Raw genomic sequence first — 17,478 nt, 5'->3', positions numbered from 1 at the left:
GAGCAGGCGCGCTCGATCAGCGCGGCATGCCCAGTGCACGTTCGGCCATGAGGTTCATCTGAATCTCGTTGGTGCCTGCGTAGATGGTGTCGGCACGGCTGACCAGCCATAGCTGCTGCAAAGCGCTGAACGCGGGATCCTTGAGCACCAGTTCGCCCTGCTCGCCCAGCACATCCATGGCCAGCTCGCCCAGATCACGGTGCCAGTTGGACCATGCGTATTTGGATACGGAAGCCACACGGAAGGGCGTGCTCTCATTGCTGGAGCGCAGCGCATGGGCGCGCAGAGTCTGCAGGCCCATATCGGCCTTGGCCAGGCGCTGACGGATCAGCGGGTCGCGGGCAGCGCCATTGCGCTTGGCCAGGTCGATGATCAGGTCCAGCTCATAGCGGAAATGTGCCTGCTGGCCCAGAGTGGAAGCACCGCGCTCGCAGCCCAGCAGATACATGGCGACCTTCCAGCCATCGCCCACGGGGCCCAGATGCAGCTCGCCTTCGGTGCGTGCGCCGTCAAAGAAAACTTCGTTGAACTCCGAAGTGCCGGTGATCTGGCGAATCGGACGCACCTCCACGCCGGCCTGCTTGATGGGCACCAGCAGCAGCACCATGCCCGCATGGCGGGGGCTGGCAGTGCTCGCTCCGACCTCGTCGGTGCGAGCCAGCACAAACACCCATTCGGACTCATGAGCCCAGGAAGTCCAGACCTTCTGACCGTTGATCACCCACTCGCCCGTGACCGCATCACGATGGGCTTTGGTACGAATTCCCGCCAGGTCGGAGCCCGCACCGGGCTCGGAGTAGCCCTGAGCCCAATAGTCGGTACCGGCCAGAATGCCGGGCAGAAAACGCTGTTTCTGCTCTGGCGTGCCAAAAGCCATCAGCGTGGGGGCCAGCAGGGTCTCGCCGATATGACCGATGCGGCCGGGGCCGCCGCAGCGCACATACTCCTCGTGGAAGATGACTTGCTGGGCCAGCGGGACGTTGCGGCCGCCGTACCGGGTCTCCCAGCCCAGGCCTGTCCAGCCGCCCTTGGCCAGCTCCTGCTCCCATTCCTTGGCCAGTTGCGCGTCATAACCTTCGGCACCCAGACCGCTGGCATGCTTGAGCGGGGCGAACCGCCCTGTCAGATGTTGCGCCATCCATTCACGCACTTCAGCGCGAAAGGCTTCATTGATTTCCGACTCCTGCATTTTCATGCTGCCTCCGTCACGCTCTCGTCCAACAAACGCGCAGCCACCAGCTCGCGCCACTGCTCCACCGTGCCCATGCGCTGGCTGGATGCCTGCGCGCGGCGGAAGAACAGATGCGGATCAAACTCCCAGGTGAATCCCACTCCGCCGTGCAACTGAATGCTTTCGCGCGTGGAAAAGAGAGCAGCCTCCGTTGCATCTGTGCGAGCTTGAGCCGCGAAGTAGCTCAGATCGCTTGTGACATCGGCGCTATCAGCTATGAAAGCTGCTGCATAGACGGCAGAACGAGCAGTCTCCACCTTCACCAGCATCTGCGCTGCCCGGTGCTTGACGCCCTGAAAACTGCCCACGGCCTTGCCGAACTGCTGACGCTCTTTGGTGTATTCCACGGCCAGATTCAGCGCGCGCTCGGCCACACCGACTTGTTCAGCCGCCAAACCGATGGCCGCCAGATTGCGGGTCTGCGCCCACAGGCTCCTGAGCGCCTCGCCATGCATCAGCACGGCAGCGCCAGTCAATCTCACATTAACGGCCATGACATCGGCACTGCTGCGTGTGGCGTCCACCGTAGTCAGCGCCTGCACGCTCAAACCTTCTTCCTTGGCTTGCACCTCCAGCAGGCCCAGCGAGCCGCAAGGCAGGGTGGCGGGCAGCAGGAACACATCGGCATGTGCTCCTGATCCCACCTGACTCCACTGGCCATTGAGCACCAGCGCATCGCCTTCGAGCTTCACGGTCGCGGTCGCGGTCAGTTCGCCACGCACCGTCATGCCCAGCACGCAGATCCGGCCCGAGGCCGCCAGGCGCTCCACCACACCCAGGCCCTGCCCGGTCTGGCTCAACGCTTGCCACAAGGGCGTCACTGCGACGACAGCATCAAAAAACGGCACACAGGCCAGGTGATAACCCATCTGCTCCTGAAGCAGAACCAACTCGCGCCAGCCCAGACCCATGCCACCTGCGGCTTCGGGCAGGGCCACGCTGCACCAGCCCATGTCCAGCACTTCCTGCCACAGGGCACGGTCCAGCCCGCCCTCTGTTTCAGAAACCTTGCGCACCTGCGCCGTGCTGCATTTTTCCTGCAGAAACACCGCGGCGCTCTCGGCGATCATTTTTTGTTCTTCGTTCAGACTTAAATCCATGATGGCTCGCGTCCTGAGTTCTTCATCGAATGGGAAGGCCGGGCCCATGCCCCGGCTGATTCTTCTGCTTAGGTCCCGTAGACCTTCTGAGGGGCCTTGCCCTCGGCGATCAGCTGATCGACCACACCTGACAGCTCGGCAGGCTCCCAGCGCGCCTGCTTGTCATTGATCTTGCCGGTGAACCAGCCGTCGGCCACGGACAGCTCGCCGCCCTTGGCTTCAAAGCAGCGGCCCGTCACATGCCTGGACTGCGCGCTCCCCAGCCAGACGACGATGGAGGCCACGTTCATGGGGTCCCAGACGTCGAAGCCGGATTCGGGCTTCTTGACCATATCGGGCATGGCGCCTTCGGTCATGGAGGTGCGCGCAGCAGGTGCCAGACAGTTGGCGGTGATGCCGTAGCGCGCCAGCTCCGCGGCCTGCACCAGTGTCAGACCGGCGATGCCGGCCTTGGCTGCGGCATAGTTGCTCTGGCCTATGGAGCCTTGCAGGCCCGCGCCCGAGCTGGTGTTGATGATGCGTGCATCCACGTCCTTGCCGGCCTTCTTCTGATCGCGCCAGTAGCCGCCAAACACCTTGGCCATGCAGAAATGTCCGCGCAGATGCACGCGCATGACCATATCCCAGTCCTCTTCGGACAGGCTCAGGAACATGCGGTCGCGCAGCACTCCCGCGTTGTTGACGATGACCTGCACATCGCCAAAGGCGGCCAGTGCCGCATCGAGAATCGATTGCGCCCCGGCCACAGTGGTGATGTCACCGGTGTTGGCCAGCGCCTTGCCACCAGCGGCCTTGACTTCCTCGGCCACGGCCTGGGCGGCTTCGGCACGGATGTCGTTGATCACCACATTTGCACCTTCTTGTGCGAAGGCCAGCGCATAAGCGCGGCCCAGGCCACCGCCTGCACCGGTGATGACGACGGTTCTCTGGTTGCAAATACCCATTTCTTTCCCCTTTTGCTTGCAATGCAGACAACCTCATGGCCGTCTGCCTTTTTGAAATTACGCTTTGAAAACCGACAGATCAGGCTGACGATGTGCCCAGGGAACGGCTTGCTCCAGCTGCGCGGCCAGCGCCAACAAACGCCCTTCGCGGCCGAACGGTGCAGCAAAGTGCGCGCCCACAGGCAAGTTGTCCCTGGTCCAGTGCATGGGCACGGACATGGCAGGCTGGCCTGTCATATTGAAAAGCGCGGTATAGGGCGAAGCCTTGACGGCTTCGCGCGCGAATGAGTCATAAGGCTGGTCCAGCGTCAGCACGCCCAACAGCGGTGGCGGCACAGCCATCACCGGGGTCAGAATCAAGTCGTACTTCAGAAAGAATCGGTCCAGAATCTGGCCGGCCGTATCGAAGTTGGTACGCGCCATCAGCATCTGCTCGGCGGTATAGGACTTGGCCTTTTCCAGATACAGCCAGTCCATCTGCTCTACCTCATCCTGGCGCACGGCGCGACCCAGCAGCTTTTCGCGGGCGCGGATGCTGGCCATCATGCCCACGGATGTCACCACGCCCAGGCCCGAGAACACCTCAGCCACAGGCAACTCCGGCATGTCCTCCACGATTTCATGTCCCAGCGCCAGGCAGGCCTTGATGGCCTTGTCCACCGCAGCCTGACAGTCCGCATGCACGGGAATGCCAAAGTAGTTCCTGGACCAGACGGCGATCCTGAGCTTCCTGGGTGCCTGCTTGAGGGCGTCCAGATAGCTGCCCTCCACGTCGCGCGGCGGCACGGTGCGCGAGCCCGGCTCGCGCCCCTGCGTCAGATCGAGCAGGTGAGCGCTGTCGCGCACGCTGCGACTGATGACATGGTTCATGGACAAGCCCATCCAGCCTTCCATATTGGCCGGACCGGCGGGCAGACGGCCGCGGCTGGGCTTGAGGCCAAACAGGCCGCAGTGCGAAGCGGGAATGCGAATGGAGCCGCCTCCATCGCTGGCATGGGCCACGGGCACAATGCCTGCGGCAACCACCGATGCCGCACCACCCGAGGAACCGCCCGTCGTGTGGGCAGCATTCCATGGATTGGGCGACTTGCCGTAGAGCAAGGACTCGGTCGTGGGCGTCTGGCCGAACTCGGGCGATGCGGTCTTGCCAAAGATATTGAGACCGGCCGCCTTGTAGCGTGCCACCAGGGTGCTGTCGTACTCTGCCACGGCCCCCTTGAAAAAGCGGCAGCCGTTGGTTGTGACCGTTCCCTTCAGATACTGGTTCAGATCCTTGAGCAGAAAGGGCACGCCCCACATGGGCGCCCTGGCTGTGGCTTCGGCACGTGCAGCGCTGCCCAGAGCCGACATCTGCCTGGCCTGATCACGTGCCAGATCGTAGTCCTTGATGACCACTGCATTGAGCTTGGGCAAGGCCTCCGTACGTGCAATCGCCGCTTCCAGCGCTTCCAGCGGCGTGATATCACCCCGGCGAATCTGTTCTGCCCAGGCGTAGCCATCCACCGCCGTCGCCTCATTTTTCTTCTGTGCAGCCATTGCCGGCATGGCTGTTGCTGCGGCCACGGCACCTGCGCCCTGAATAAAGCCACGACGATCCACACCTTGATTCACTGATTCCATGCTCTCCTCCTTCTTGTTGCTGGACATTCAAGCCTTGAGTGCGGACAGGTCCGGCACGCGATGTGCCCATGGCAAGGCTTGCTCCAGCTGCGCCGCCAGACGCAGCAAGCGGCCTTCGCCACCAAACGGTGCGACAAAGTGGGACCCCACAGGGAGGTAGTCTGCCGTCCAGTGCAGCGGCACGGACATGGCCGGATGACCGCTGATGTTGAACAGCGAGGTAAACGCGGAGGAATTCATGGCCTCGGCGGCATAGCTTTCATAAGGCTGATCGAGTCGCAGCGCGCCCAGTTTCTGTGCAGGCACCACGGTGGTGGGCGTCAGAATCAGGTCGTACTTGGACAGGAATGCATCGATCAATTGCCCCGCCTTGTCGAAGCCTGCGCGGCCACGGTACAGATCCAGCGCCGAGGCCTTCTTCGCGGCCTGCAACGCAGCCCAGTTCAGCGGCTCCATCTCGTCTTCGCGCACAGCGCGGCCCAGCTGCTTCTCACGGTATTCAATGGCGCTGAGCAGACCTGCCGACATGCCTGCACCCATACCGCCAAAAATTTCGTTCACCGGCAGCTCCGGCATGGCCTCTTCAACAAAATGCCCCAGGGCCTCGCAGGCCTTGGCCGCTTTGTCCACAGCCTCCAGGCATTCGGCGTGCACGGGAATCCCGAAGTAGTTCTTGCGCCAGACGGCAATACGCAGCTTGCGCTCGGGCTGGTGCATCGCTTCAAGGTAGCCCCGAGAAACATCAGAGGGAGGTCGCACTCGCGAGCCGAACTCGGGCCCAGCACTCAAGTCCAGCAGCAAGGCTGTGTCGCGCACGCTGCGGCTGATGACGTGGTTCACCGACAAACCTGTTGCGCCATCCAGCGCTCCTGGCCCTGCAGGCACACGTCCACGACTGGGCTTGAGTCCGAACAGGCCGCAATGTGCGGCCGGTATGCGGATGGAGCCGCCACCATCGCTGGCATGACCCACGGGCAGAATGCCGGCCGCCACCACAGCGGCAGTCCCACCGGAAGAACCGCCCGTGGTATGCCCGGTGTTCCAGGGGTTGGGCGTGACGCCGTAAAGCTTTGACTCCGTGGTAGTCGTCATGCCGAACTCGGGAGATGCCGTCTTGCCAAAGATGTTGAGACCCGCAGCCTTGTAGCGCATCACCAGCGTGGAGTCCTGCGAAGCGACAGCATCCTTGAAGAAGCGGCAACCATTGCTGGTCACGGTTCCTGCCATGCTCAGACCCAGGTCCTTGAGCACAAACGGCAGACCCCACAGCGGGGCTTTGTCAGTCGCCTGTTTGCGTGCATCGCGGCCCATGGTCGAGAGCTTCTTGGCATGCTCGCGGGCCAGTTCGTAGTCTTTGATGACCACGGCATTGAGCTTGGGCAAGGCTTCAACGCGCGCAATGGCGGCATCAAGAGCCTCCAGCGGCGTGACATCGCCTTTGCGCATCTGCGCTGCCATGGTGATGGCATCGGCCTGCGCAACGGTCCTGGTGCCGACTTGAGCTTGCGCTGCTGGCAGACCCAGCGCTGCCGCCGTGGCAGTTGCTCCTGCCAGGAATGCTCTGCGATCTGAATCCGTCGCTTTGTCTTGCATGTCTTTGTCTCCGTTGATATTTTTGTGGATGACTTGCTAAGCTGCCAACACCGGATCTCCAACGCAATACAGGCACCCAGGGGGGCCTGCATGTCTGCAGTCAGAGTCTCTCGATGATGCTCACATTGGCCTGTCCTCCACCTTCGCACATGGTCTGCAAGCCGTAGCGCCCGCCGGTGCGCTCCAGCTCGTGCAGCAGCGTGGTCATGAGCTTGGCGCCTGAGGCTCCCAGTGGATGGCCGAGCGCAATCGCACCACCGTTGACGTTGGTCCTGGCATGGTCGTAGCCGGTCTCCTTGAGCCACGCCATGACCACGGAAGCAAAGGCCTCGTTGATCTCGACCAGGTCGATGTCGGACATGGTCATGCCCGCCTTCTTGAGCGCATATTCCGTGGCTGGAATCGGCGCGGTCAGGTGCCAGATGGGGTCATCGGCGCGCACGCTCATATGGTGAATGCGGGCGCGTGGCTTGAGGTTGTAGCGCTTGAGCGCTGCTTCGGACACCACCAGCACGGCAGCCGCCGCATCGCAGGTGGAGCTTGAGACGGCTGCAGTGATGGAGGGATAGTCGGGGTCCACCGGCTCCAGCGTGGCCATCTTCTCCAGAGTCGAGAGGCGAGCCGTCTCATCCATCCTGAAAACGCCAAAGGGGATGATTTCACGGTCGAAGCGGCCCTCGGCGATCGCATTCAAAGCGCGGTCGTGGCTTTCCTTGGCAAATACTTCCATGTCGGCACGACTCACGCCCCAGTGGTCGGCAATACGCTGGGCGGCGTAGAACTGATTGACGGGTGCGTTACCGAAACGCGCCTGCCAGCCTTTGCTCTCGGCAAACGGCGTAGTAAAGCCCAGGGGCTGACCGGCGAGCATGGCCGAGGAAATGGGAATGGCGGTCATGGTCTGCACGCCACCGGCCAGCACCACGTCCTGCGTGCCACTCATCACGGCCTGGGCCGCAAAATGAATGGCTTGCTGGGACGAGCCGCACTGGCGATCAATCGTGGTGCCGGGCACGTTCAAGGGCATGCCGGCTGCCAGCCAGGACGTCCGGGCAATGTCGCCAGCCAGAGAACCTATGGTGTCCACGCAGCCAAAGATCACGTCGTCGTAATCGGCTGCGGGAATGTCGTTGCGCTCGACCAGCGCTTTGATCACATGGGCGCCGAGATCGGCACCGTGCACAGTGGCAAGAGAGCCCTTGCGCTTTCCGGTAGGAGAGCGCAGCGCATCAACAATATAAGCCTGGGCGCTCATGCAGCCACCTCTTCCGCAACGTTCTTAATAGCACCTTGCGCAGAGCAGGAGGCACATGAATCGATTTCTCGATCAAAAGTCGATCCGGGGCCCACCGGGGCATTGGGACTGCGCAGCAGGCCCTGAGTCAGGCGGGCCGCGTGGTATGCCTTGTCGCCCCAGGCAGCGTCCAGCACCCAGGCGCGCTTCATGAACATCTGCAGATCGACTTCCCAGGTGTAGCCCATGGCGCCATGCACCTGCAGACTGTTACGTGCCGCAAACCAGCTCGCTTCACTGCACTGGAGCTTGGCGTGCGAGATACGCACGGCCAGATCGGGTTCACCGTGCTGCAGCGCATAGAAGGCACGGTAGAGCACAGGTTTGGCAAACTCGATCTTGGTGACGATGTCCGACAGGTGGTGCTGCACGGCCTGAAAGCTGCCGATGACCTTGTCGAACTGCTTGCGCTGCGCCACATAGTCCACCGAGAGATCCAGCATGCGCTGAGCCTGGCCCAGCATCTGGGCAGCTGCGGCGATTGCACCGCGCTCGCCGGCAGTGTCCCAGACCTTCTGACCCTGAGTGCCGTCGAGCAAACGAGTGGCATCGGATGCCGTCCAGCGTACCCGTGACAGACGGCGCGAAGAGTCGATACTGCTCAGCGCCGTGATCTCGCACTGTGCAGGCCTGACCAGGTGCAGCTCCAGGCCGGTGGCCGTGGCATGGGGCAGCAACAGCACATCGGCCAATGCCGCGTCCGCCACATTGAGGTTGACGGGATGGCCCACGGCCACGCGGCAGCTGCCTTCGGCAATCCTGGACAGCCAGACACGGCTCTCATGTCCTTGCGGCAATGCACACAGCATGCCCACGGCCACATAGGCGGTGTCGCTCAGGGAATCGGGCAGAGCGTAATAGCCCACTTCCTGCAGCAGCAGTGCCCAGTCCACATCGGCCATGCCCATGCCGCCATCGGCTTCGGGAGCGGACAGGCCCATCAGACCTTGTTCTGCAATCTTGGCCCACAACTCGGGGCTGCGACCGGTCGGAGTTTCCCAGATGTCGCGCAGCAGCTCGGGGGCTGCTTCGGTCATCAGAAAGCGGCTGATCGAGTCACGGAATGCGATCTGATCTTCGGTAAAGGTGAAGTCCATGGTTGTCTCCCTGCCGATCAGGATTTGGGCAGACCCAGCATGCGCTGAGCGATGATGTTGCGCTGGATCTCGTTGCTGCCCGCGTAGATGGGACCTGCCTGCGAGAACAGGAAACCTTCCAGCCATTCGTTGGCCTCGACGTCATCGATGAGCTCGGCACGCGCGCCCAGAATGCGCATCGCGGTTTCGTGAATCATGATGTCCAGCTCGGACCAGACAATCTTGTTGGTGCTGGCTTCGGCGCCAATCTGTGCGCCCTTGTTCAGGCGGCCCACCGTGTGATAGGAAGACAGCGTGTATGCCTCCGCCCCCTGCCAGGCACGCAGCACGGCATCGCGAATGGAGTGATCGCGGTCGGCCTCGACCTGATTGCGCAGATACAGGTCCACCAGCTTCTGCGCACTGCGCTGATAGCGGGCGGGAGAGCGCAGCAGCAGGCCGCGCTCAAAGCCGGCCGTCGCCATCGCCACATGCCAGCCTTTGCCTTCTGCACCCAGCAGGTTCTCCACGGGTACTTCGACATCGTCGAAGAAGATTTCGGCAAAGTGCTCACGGCCATTGATGGCACGAATGGGACGCACGGTGATGCCGGGCGTATTCAAGGGCACCAGTATGTAGCTCAGACCATGATGGCGGCTTGATGTCGGATCACTGCGGAACAGGCCGAACACCCAGTCGGCAAAGATCGCACGGGTAGACCAGATTTTCTGACCGTTCAGAATGAACTTGTCACCCATGCGTGTGGCGCGGCTGCTGATGGCAGCCATGTCCGAGCCGGCGTTGGGCTCGGACCAACCCTGTGCCCACATATCGTCGCAGCGGGCCATACGGGGCAGAAAGCGGGCTTTCTGCTCGGGCGTGCCGAATTCCATCAGCGTGGAGCCCAGCAGCAGAATGCCGTTCTGGTTCACGCGGGATGGCGCATCGGCTGCCCAGTACTCTTCTTCAAAGATCAGCCATTCGGTCAGGTCGCAGCCGCTGCCGCCCAGGTCCTTGGGCCAGGTCACGGCGCTGTAGCCGGCGCTGGCCAGCTTGGCTTCCCACTGGCGGTGCTGCTCGAAACCCTCTCGAGTGTCATAGCTCTGCAGTCGTTCCTTGGGCACATTGTTCTTGAGCCATTCACGTACCTGGGCACGGAAGGTCTTCTGCGCTGGGGTGTATGTCAAATCCATGGTTGTCTCCTCTTCGCGCTAGTGATGCTCAGAATTTGGCGTCGCGCTTTTCCACAAAGGCGCTGCGCGTCTCGGCGGAATCTGGACTCATATAGGCTTGCAGGGTGAATCCCTGCTCCCAGCGGTATTTGTCTTCGAGATTGCCGTCTTCGATGCCGGTCAGCGCCTCCTTGGCGATGCGGATCATGGCGGGGCTCTTGGCGGCAATCTTGTTGGCGATCTCCATGGCGACGTCGCGCAGCTGCTCACGGGGAACAACACGCTCGATGGCACCCAGGCGCAGGGCTTCTGCCGCAGCGATCATCTCGCCCGTAAAGAACAGATAGCGAGTCTTCTGCACGCCGAACATGCGCTGCAGATGGGCGGCACCACCCATGGCTCCGCGGTCCACTTCAGGCAGGCCGAAAGTGGCGTCTTCCGCGGCGATCACGATGTCCGATGCCCCGCAGATACCGATGCCGCCGCCCAGCACAAAGCCGTGCACGGCGGTGATGACGGGTACCTTGTTCAGGTGCACGGCCTTGAACGTGGCGTAGTTGCCTGCGTTCACGTCGATGATGAGCTTGTCGTTGGTCGCCAGCTCCTTGATGTCCACACCCGCGCAGAAACCACGGTTTTCGGCACGGATGACGATCACGCGCACCTCGGGCCTGTCGCCCAGCGCCTGGATTTCCCGGGCCAGGCCATTCCAGCCGGCTGCATTCAAGGCATTCACGGGAGCACGGTCTATCACCAGCTCCGCCACGCCGTTGTCATGAATATTGGAGTGAAATTGTTGAGTGGACATATCCGGTCTCGTTGGCTTGTTGTTATGCGGGAGTCAATGCGTTCAATGCGTTGCGACGGTCCATGGCCTGGCGGACAATGCCGCCTATCACTTCCTCGCAGCTGTCGAGCCGGCCAATCAGCGCGGCCACCTGACCGGCAGACATCACGCCCTCTGCGGGATTGCCATCGACCATGGAGCGCTGCAGCAACATGGGGGCGTTGGCAGCCATCACGGTCTGTGCGACGGAAGACGAGTCTTCGCGCATGGCCTTCATGAAGATGCTCAAGGCCTGGCCCGTGGTCATGCCGGTCTCGGCCTTCCACTGCAATGCCAGACCCAGGGCGATGCGCAAGCGCTTCATGGGGCTGGCTTTTTCGAGCATGGCCAGGTATTCGTTGGGAATCATGCGCTGGGGCATGCCATCGACCAGATGCGAGATGGAGATCTTTTCCGCATCCCTTGCAGCCAGATAGCGCTGCAGCGTGGCGGCGGGCACCTTGGAATCACTGGTCATCAGAAACCGCGTGCCCATGGCAATACCCGATGCGCCATAGGCCAGAGCAGCCAGCAGGCCACGGCCGTCATAAAAGCCACCTGCGGCAATCACGGGCACCTCGACCGCATCCACTACCTGAGGCAGCAGCACCGTGGTGGGAACGCTGCCGGTATGGCCTCCCCCTTCACCGCCCTGCACAGTGATGGCATTGGCGCCCATCTCGATCGCCTTCTGGGCATGCTTCAGGGCTCCCACTGTGGGCATGCAGACGATGCCGGCATCGCGCAGACGGCCTATCACCTTCTTGTCCGGACCACGGCCGTAGCTCACCGCACGCAGACGGTACTTCACGGCCAGATCCAGCAGTTGCTGGGCATTGGGCTGAAACATGTGAAAGTTCAGCCCGAAAGGTTGGTCGTCGGTCTCGCGCTTGACACGCAGAATTTCGGCTTCGATCCTGTCGGCGGGAATGGTGGCGCCGGCCAGAAAGCCGAAGCCGCCGGCGTTGGTAGTACCTATCACCAGATCAGCGCCCGCCACATAGCCCATGGCAGTCTGGATGACGGGGTAGCGGCACCCCAGCAGGTCGCAGATAGGAGTGCGCAGACTGCCCATATCGTTCATATTGCTCATGCCTTTGACTCTTCTTTATTGGCCTTTGCCATGGACCTGGCATCCTGGCCGCCCAGTTGCCCCATGCCCATCGCCTGACTGTGCGCGTGAGCAAAGTGGTGGTAGCCAAAAGCCATGTCCATGGTGGAACGCAGCCCCTGCAGCTCTTCAGCCTTGTTGACGACCATCTTGGTCAGTGCCAGGCCCAGACGCGGCTGTGCCACCATGCGCTGGGCCATGGCATAGACCTGGTCCTCGAGCTCGGCACGCGGAACCACGCGGTTGACCATGCCCATCTGATAGGCGCGCTCTGCCGGCATGCGCTCGCCCAGCAGCAGGAACTCCTTGGCAATACGCGGATGCAGTTCGTGAGCGTGGGCGAAGTACTCCACACCGGGAATGCCCATGCGCACCACGGGATCCTGGAAAAACGCATCGTCGCTGGCCACGATCAGGTCGCAGACCCAGGCCAGCATCAGACCGCCCGCCACGCATGCCCCCTGCACCATGGCAATCATGGGTTTGGGGATCTCGCGCCAGCGTCGGCACATGCCCAGGTAGACCTCCTGCTCGCGGGCAAACAGCTGCTCGCCGCCGGGCTTGTTGGTGTGGTCCCACCACAGGTGTGCACGGTCAAAGGACTTGTTGATGTCTCGGCCGGGCGTGCCGATATCGTGACCCGCACTGAAGTGCTTGCCTTCGCCGCGCAGCACGATGACCTTGACGCTATCGTCATCGGTCGCCTTGCGGAATGCAGCATCCAGCGCATAGGTCATCTGCGAGTTCTGCACGTTGTTGAACGTGGGCCGATTCATGGTGACCGTGGCAATGCCGTTGTCCACGCTGTAGAGAACGGGCTCGTCCGTTTCATAGACGGCTTTGTCCTCGCGTGTCACAAATTCGCTGGATGCATCATCCATATCAGACTCCCATGGCCGTAGCGCGCAGATTGTGCGGATCGAGCTGAGCCAGCAAGGCCAGTTGCTCGGGCGTGGGATCAGGTGTCACTCCCACGTTCTCGGGAACATGGATCGGAAAGCCCGTGGCCTCCTTGACCTGCACCGCCGTCACGCCGGGATGCAGCGACACCAGGCGCACTTGATGACTGGGTCCGCCAAAGTCCATCACACACAGGTTGGTGAAGATGAAGCGAATGTCGGTGGTCTCCTCCAGCGTCCAGCCCTTGGCCAGGCGCGCAGGGTTGTAGCCCACGCTGCCCACGGCATCGACCTCACCCGGGACAAACACCTTGGTGCTGTGGTTGGGCACAAAGAAGGAATTCGCGTGGTTGATCGAATTGCCGGGGAAGCCGCGCACCCCCAGCATCATGGACTTGGGACGAGCGTAGTCGCTGCCCACCATGGAGATATTGCCCTGACCGAAGCGGTCCACCTGCACGGGGCCCACCATGGCGTGGCGCTTGCCTCCCCAGACGTTGTCGAAGATGCGCGAGAAACCCATCCAGCTTTCGCGCTTGATCTTGTATTCACCTCGTGGACCTACGGGCACGGGCTCATTGACCACCCAGGCTTCGGAGTCCGTCATCATCAGATCGGTGTTGATGGAACGCATGCACAGCGAAGCCGCCAGACGTGGCACCAGGCCAATGCCGGTGGCCAACACCTCGCCGTCGTTTTCCCAGGCACGTGCCGCGGCGCAGATGACGCGATCTACCAATGCAATTTCACTCATCTCTGTGCCTCCTCAGAACACGGGCAAGGGCAGGCGCTTGATTGCTTCCATGCCACCCACTTTTTCCAGATATTCCTGCTCCGTGCACTGCACGTATTTCTGCTGGTAGCTGCTCCAGCCGCCCTCTTCCTTGCTGCTGGCCGCGTATTCCTTGAAGTGCTTGACATCAAAGCCATACAGAGGAGCACAAGACGATGGGTGAGCACCGCCGGGCAGATGCACGACACCCGTGGTTTCAGAGCGCTCCCAGAACACCAGGCGCGCGGCTTGCTCCGAATCGAAGCTGCTGGACTCAACCAGTTCATCGCAGCTCACAAACGTATTGGTTGCGGCTCGCGCAAACAGGTCGTCCATATAGATATCGGGACCGGCAATCTGGCAGACACCGCGAGAGTCCGCGCGATCCACGTGCAGCAGGGCCACATCCAGATTGATGGCGGGCATCGCCACCCACTCCTTGCCGTCGTAGGGCGATTCGATAAGGCGAATGGAGCTGTTGTGCTTGAGCACATCGGTGCCCAGACCGACTCGGGTGGGAATGTAGGGAATACGCATGCCGGCAGCCTTCAGGCCCAGCACCATATGACCTTCGTCAATTTCCATGACCTCGATCTCACCACTCTGGCGGGCCTTGCGAAAGTACGGCTCCAGCGGGATGAAGTCCAGCGACACGAAGGCGAAGATCAACTTCTTGACCTTGCCTGCCGCACACAGCATGCCCACATCGGCACCGCCATAGGCCACCACGGTCAGATCCTTGACGGGGCTGCGCAGCAGCTCGCGCACCAGGGCCATGGGCTTGCGCCGGGGCCCCCAGCCACCAATTCCGATCGTCATGCCGTCCTTGATGGATGCCACAACGTCCTTCGCTGTCATCAATTTATTGGCCATGTCTCCAAGCCTCCTATCAGTTGTTTTCAGGGCGGCCCACGCTGAAGTCGTGCCCCCAGAGGCTTACGGTCGTGAACTCGTGCGTGATGTGATGTTCCCAGTCGATGATGGCGCCGCCATAGCCGAACTCCAGGTCGAAGTTGGAAGGCGTCTTCATGTAGAACGAGATCATCTTGTCGTTGGTGTGCTGACCCAGAGTGGCCGAGAGCTTGACCTGGCTCTTTTGCATGCGGTCCATGGCACGACCCACTTCGGGCATGTTGTCCACCTCCACCATCACGTGCACGCAACCCGAGGGAGAAGGGAATTCGGCCAGAGCCAGGCTGTGGTGACGAGCGTTGGCGCAGTGGAAGAAGTGGATTCGGACCGTGGGGCCGGCATCGCCTGCGGGCTTGAAGTTGTAAATATCCGAGAGGCCAAAGCCCAGCACATTGCGCACAAAGGCCACGGTCTTGTCAAAGTCGGGAGCAGGCAGCACGGTGTGACCCAGACCATAGTCACCGGTGATGAAGCGCGAAACACCCTGGGGCGATGCGAAATGGCTGAAGTCGGACTTGAAGCCCCAGACGATCTCATGACGGTTTCCAGACGGATCCATCACGATGGCCAACTCCTGCACATGGCGCTTGGCACACAGTTCGGAGCTGCCCATTTCGTAGTGCACATCAGCGGCCTGCAGCACCTTGAGCGCCTGCTCGAAGGCTTGCTTGTTGGCCACTTCCCAACCGGATGCGGAGTATCTGTCATTGCTGCCAAGCTGAACCTGGAAGCGAAACTGACGCTCATCCATCTTGATCAGCAGATCGCCATCGGCAGTAGTGCTCGGCATCATGCCAAGCACGTCACGTGCGTAGTTGACCCAGCGATCCAAATCAGAGCTCTCGGCAACAACGTACGCTAGTCCACGTATTTCCATCATGATGTCGGGGCCTCCAACCCAAATCCTTTAGTGATGCAGAGGATTCTGAAGAGGAGAGCCTTTGCAAACATCGTCCATTGAGACTAACGATTTGCCGCTTCACTACCCAAATTTAATAGCACTCATACAAGAATCAGCATGTAGTTCAGCGGAATAGACTAGATTGCTTTCAGCCTTTTGAAACAGGCCGATCCGACACCCTTGCGACAGCCGTGAAAACCCGCAGTACAAAAAAAAGGCCGCACCCCCATACGGGAATGCGGCCAACACGATGAACTCAGTTTCTTGATGGATCAGACGGTCTGCACTTCTTCTGCAGACGCATAGTCGTTGTAGCCCCTGGCACCGGGGGTGTAGAGCGTGTTGCGGTCAAACCTGGCCAGAGGCAGGCCCTGGCGCATGCGCTGCACAAGATCGGGGTTGGCGATGAAATGCCGCGCAAAAGATACCGCCTTGCCCTCGCCTGCCTGCAACGCGGCTTCGGCGCTTTGCGCATCAAAGCCATCGTTGAGAATCAGGTTCTCGCCAAAGTTCTCACGCGCCAGCTTGAAGGCATCGATTGAAGGATCGAAGACCGCACGCATCACATGCAGATAGGCAATGCCCAGCTTGGCGGCCTGACGCATCAGCTCGGCATGGGTTGCCGCGGAGTTTTCATCCGCCGTGTCATTGAAGGTGTTGCCGGGGTTCAGGCGCAGCCCCACGCGATCGATGCCGATGGCCTCCCCCATGGCGCCCAGGCATTCCACAGCGAAACGTGAGCGACTGCTGGCGTTGCCACCATATTCATCGGTACGCTGATTGGTACTGGAGTGCAGGAACTGCAGACTCAGATAACCGCTAGTGCCATGCAGCTCGACGCCGTCAAAGCCCGCATCCATGGCGCGCCGAGCAGCTGCAGCATGCCCGGCAATCGCCTTGCGCACTTCTTCGGTGGTCAATGCCTGGGGCTGGTCGAAATCCTGCATGCCTGCCGCATCGGTCCAGATCTTGCCCTGAGCCTGAATGGCGGACGCCGATACGGAACGCACACCAGCGGGTTTGATATGGCTGCTGCCGATACGACCGGAGTGCATGATCTGCAGCACAATGGATCCGCCACGCGCATGCACGGCGTCCGTCACACGGCGCCAGCCGCGCACATGAGCGGCAGTTTCGATGCCAGGCTGACGACAGTAGGCTTGACCCGTGACCTCGGGCCAGGCCCCTTCAGCCACGATCAGGCCGGCATCAGCGCGCTGGCCATAGTGCTCGGCCATGATGTCGGTGGGCGTGCCATCGGCATCGGCGCGATTACGCGTCATGGGGGCCATGACCACGCGGTTTTGCAGGACGATCTTGCCCAGCTGTGTGGGCGTGAAAAGCGTTTGACTCATTCCGGCTCCTTAGCGCACACGCATGCGCGGCGCGGGGGTACCACGGCGCATGGTCTTGAGGAACTGCTCCAGCGGCGCGGGTGCAGCCACCTGGGGCAGCTCGTCCTTTTCGGGGCGGTTGGCCCAGAATTCCTTCCAGCTCGGGAACAGGTCGTGAAAGGCTCCGTGATAAGGCTCGCGGCCGGGCCAGCGCATCTTCATGTCGCCAATCGGCGGCTTGTTCAGGTCGGTGGCATACCAGTAACAGGGCAGACGGCGACGGAAGAACCACTGGCCGTCAATGCGCTCGTAGTCGTCCCAGTACAGCATCTGCATGATGACCCACTCGGCACCGCACTCATGCTCGTTCTTGGAGTAGACCACGCCGGTGGCGTGATCCTTGTCCACGAACTCGATGATGTGCTGCCCCAGATGGTGCGAGGTGCCCGTGAACTGGTCACGCAGCGTGCTGTCCTGCCAGGCCATGAAGTGCGCACGCCCGACCTTGTCCTTGCCCACCTTGATATCAGGTGCAAACAGGTTCACATGGGCGTCCATGTCACGCATGTCCAGGGACAGGGAGTACTTGCCAGCCAGCTGGCGAATCGCATCCAGCGACTCCAGCCTGTCGATACGCTCATCCAGCGTTTGCGGCCACTGATTCACGGGTTCACTCATCTCTAAAGCTTTCTG

Annotated in this window: 16 protein-coding genes; all 16 read right to left on the bottom strand. The window is 61.5% G+C overall.

What is annotated here, in order from left to right:
• Positions 1-16: 16 nt before the first annotated feature.
• The 16 genes from CSE6_RS14870 to CSE6_RS14795 all read right to left on the bottom strand — a co-directional run bounded on the left by CSE6_RS14870 (position 17) and on the right by CSE6_RS14795 (position 17,463).
• Entirely contained in the window at positions 17-1,195 is a 1,179-nt protein-coding gene (locus CSE6_RS14870) for an acyl-CoA dehydrogenase family protein (RefSeq protein ID WP_059440853.1), read from the bottom strand.
• Positions 1,192-2,331, bottom strand: coding sequence for an acyl-CoA dehydrogenase family protein (locus CSE6_RS14865; protein WP_238585712.1), 1,140 nt, complete (start codon positions 2,329-2,331; stop codon positions 1,192-1,194). Before CSE6_RS14865 ends, CSE6_RS14870 begins: the two co-directional genes overlap by 4 nt.
• Before the next feature lie 68 nt (positions 2,332-2,399).
• Entirely contained in the window at positions 2,400-3,275 is an 876-nt protein-coding gene (locus CSE6_RS14860) for an SDR family oxidoreductase (protein ID WP_034360188.1), read from the bottom strand.
• A gap of 57 nt (positions 3,276-3,332) precedes the next feature.
• A complete protein-coding gene (locus CSE6_RS14855) occupies positions 3,333-4,922 on the bottom strand; it encodes an amidase (protein WP_080746042.1) in 1,590 nt (529 codons plus the stop codon).
• Positions 4,923-6,488 (bottom strand): amidase, encoded by a 1,566-nt coding sequence (locus CSE6_RS14850; protein WP_059440851.1) that lies wholly within the window; start codon positions 6,486-6,488, stop codon positions 4,923-4,925.
• A gap of 100 nt (positions 6,489-6,588) precedes the next feature.
• Complete coding sequence (locus CSE6_RS14845) at positions 6,589-7,743, bottom strand: acetyl-CoA C-acetyltransferase (protein ID WP_059440850.1); 1,155 nt, start codon at positions 7,741-7,743, stop codon at positions 6,589-6,591.
• On the bottom strand, positions 7,740-8,879 hold the full coding sequence (locus CSE6_RS14840) for an acyl-CoA dehydrogenase family protein (RefSeq protein WP_034378310.1): 1,140 nt from the start codon (positions 8,877-8,879) through the stop codon (positions 7,740-7,742). The genes CSE6_RS14845 and CSE6_RS14840 overlap by 4 nt, the downstream gene beginning before the upstream one ends.
• A 17-nt stretch (positions 8,880-8,896) precedes the next feature.
• Positions 8,897-10,051: an acyl-CoA dehydrogenase family protein gene (locus CSE6_RS14835; protein ID WP_034360180.1), complete on the bottom strand. Its 1,155-nt coding sequence runs from the start codon at positions 10,049-10,051 to the stop codon at positions 8,897-8,899.
• A gap of 28 nt (positions 10,052-10,079) precedes the next feature.
• Positions 10,080-10,838: an enoyl-CoA hydratase family protein gene (locus CSE6_RS14830; RefSeq protein ID WP_034360178.1), complete on the bottom strand. Its 759-nt coding sequence runs from the start codon at positions 10,836-10,838 to the stop codon at positions 10,080-10,082.
• 22 nt (positions 10,839-10,860) lie between these two features.
• A complete protein-coding gene (locus tag CSE6_RS14825) occupies positions 10,861-11,949 on the bottom strand; it encodes a nitronate monooxygenase family protein (protein WP_034360176.1) in 1,089 nt (362 codons plus the stop codon).
• A complete protein-coding gene (locus CSE6_RS14820; RefSeq protein WP_059440849.1) occupies positions 11,946-12,848 on the bottom strand; it encodes an enoyl-CoA hydratase in 903 nt (300 codons plus the stop codon). The genes CSE6_RS14825 and CSE6_RS14820 overlap by 4 nt, the downstream gene beginning before the upstream one ends.
• Before the next feature lies 1 nt (position 12,849).
• Positions 12,850-13,620 carry a CoA-transferase subunit beta gene (locus CSE6_RS14815; RefSeq protein ID WP_034360171.1) on the bottom strand — a complete coding sequence of 257 codons (771 nt, stop codon included), beginning with the start codon at positions 13,618-13,620 and terminating at the stop codon, positions 12,850-12,852.
• A gap of 12 nt (positions 13,621-13,632) precedes the next feature.
• Positions 13,633-14,511, bottom strand: a complete 879-nt coding sequence (locus CSE6_RS14810) for a CoA transferase subunit A (protein WP_034360169.1) — start codon at positions 14,509-14,511, stop codon at positions 13,633-13,635.
• 16 nt (positions 14,512-14,527) lie between these two features.
• Entirely contained in the window at positions 14,528-15,430 is a 903-nt protein-coding gene (locus CSE6_RS14805) for a VOC family protein (protein ID WP_059440848.1), read from the bottom strand.
• 293 nt (positions 15,431-15,723) lie between these two features.
• A complete protein-coding gene (locus CSE6_RS14800) occupies positions 15,724-16,806 on the bottom strand; it encodes an alkene reductase (RefSeq protein WP_059440847.1) in 1,083 nt (360 codons plus the stop codon).
• Positions 16,807-16,815: 9 nt separating this feature from the next.
• The gene (locus CSE6_RS14795) at positions 16,816-17,463 is read right to left on the bottom strand and encodes a nuclear transport factor 2 family protein (RefSeq protein WP_034378307.1); all 648 of its coding nucleotides are present in this window, start codon (positions 17,461-17,463) and stop codon (positions 16,816-16,818) included.
• Positions 17,464-17,478 lie beyond the last annotated feature (15 nt).

The sequence above is a fragment of the Comamonas sp. E6 genome, assembly GCF_001010305.1.
In the GTDB taxonomy this organism is placed as follows: Bacteria; Pseudomonadota; Gammaproteobacteria; order Burkholderiales; family Burkholderiaceae_C; genus Comamonas; species Comamonas thiooxydans.
Note: the sequence above shows the minus strand (reverse complement) of the source record. Positions and strands in the feature narration are given on the sequence as shown.

Bases quoted from the DNA above. Each gene is read 5' to 3' on its own strand.
- CSE6_RS14870 (WP_059440853.1), bottom strand. From the start codon at position 1,195: ATGAAAATGCAGGAGTCGGAAATCAATGAAGCCTTTCGCGCTGAAGTG.
- CSE6_RS14865 (WP_238585712.1), bottom strand. From the start codon at position 2,331: ATGGATTTAAGTCTGAACGAAGAACAAAAAATGATCGCCGAGAGCGCC.
- CSE6_RS14860 (WP_034360188.1), bottom strand. From the start codon at position 3,275: ATGGGTATTTGCAACCAGAGAACCGTCGTCATCACCGGTGCAGGCGGT.
- CSE6_RS14855 (WP_080746042.1), bottom strand. From the start codon at position 4,922: ATGTCCAGCAACAAGAAGGAGGAGAGCATGGAATCAGTGAATCAAGGT.
- CSE6_RS14850 (WP_059440851.1), bottom strand. From the start codon at position 6,488: ATGCAAGACAAAGCGACGGATTCAGATCGCAGAGCATTCCTGGCAGGA.
- CSE6_RS14845 (WP_059440850.1), bottom strand. From the start codon at position 7,743: ATGAGCGCCCAGGCTTATATTGTTGATGCGCTGCGCTCTCCTACCGGA.
- CSE6_RS14840 (WP_034378310.1), bottom strand. From the start codon at position 8,879: ATGGACTTCACCTTTACCGAAGATCAGATCGCATTCCGTGACTCGATC.
- CSE6_RS14835 (WP_034360180.1), bottom strand. From the start codon at position 10,051: ATGGATTTGACATACACCCCAGCGCAGAAGACCTTCCGTGCCCAGGTA.
- CSE6_RS14830 (WP_034360178.1), bottom strand. From the start codon at position 10,838: ATGTCCACTCAACAATTTCACTCCAATATTCATGACAACGGCGTGGCG.
- CSE6_RS14825 (WP_034360176.1), bottom strand. From the start codon at position 11,949: ATGAGCAATATGAACGATATGGGCAGTCTGCGCACTCCTATCTGCGAC.
- CSE6_RS14820 (WP_059440849.1), bottom strand. From the start codon at position 12,848: ATGGATGATGCATCCAGCGAATTTGTGACACGCGAGGACAAAGCCGTC.
- CSE6_RS14815 (WP_034360171.1), bottom strand. From the start codon at position 13,620: ATGAGTGAAATTGCATTGGTAGATCGCGTCATCTGCGCCGCGGCACGT.
- CSE6_RS14810 (WP_034360169.1), bottom strand. From the start codon at position 14,511: ATGGCCAATAAATTGATGACAGCGAAGGACGTTGTGGCATCCATCAAG.
- CSE6_RS14805 (WP_059440848.1), bottom strand. From the start codon at position 15,430: ATGATGGAAATACGTGGACTAGCGTACGTTGTTGCCGAGAGCTCTGAT.
- CSE6_RS14800 (WP_059440847.1), bottom strand. From the start codon at position 16,806: ATGAGTCAAACGCTTTTCACGCCCACACAGCTGGGCAAGATCGTCCTG.
- CSE6_RS14795 (WP_034378307.1), bottom strand. From the start codon at position 17,463: ATGAGTGAACCCGTGAATCAGTGGCCGCAAACGCTGGATGAGCGTATC.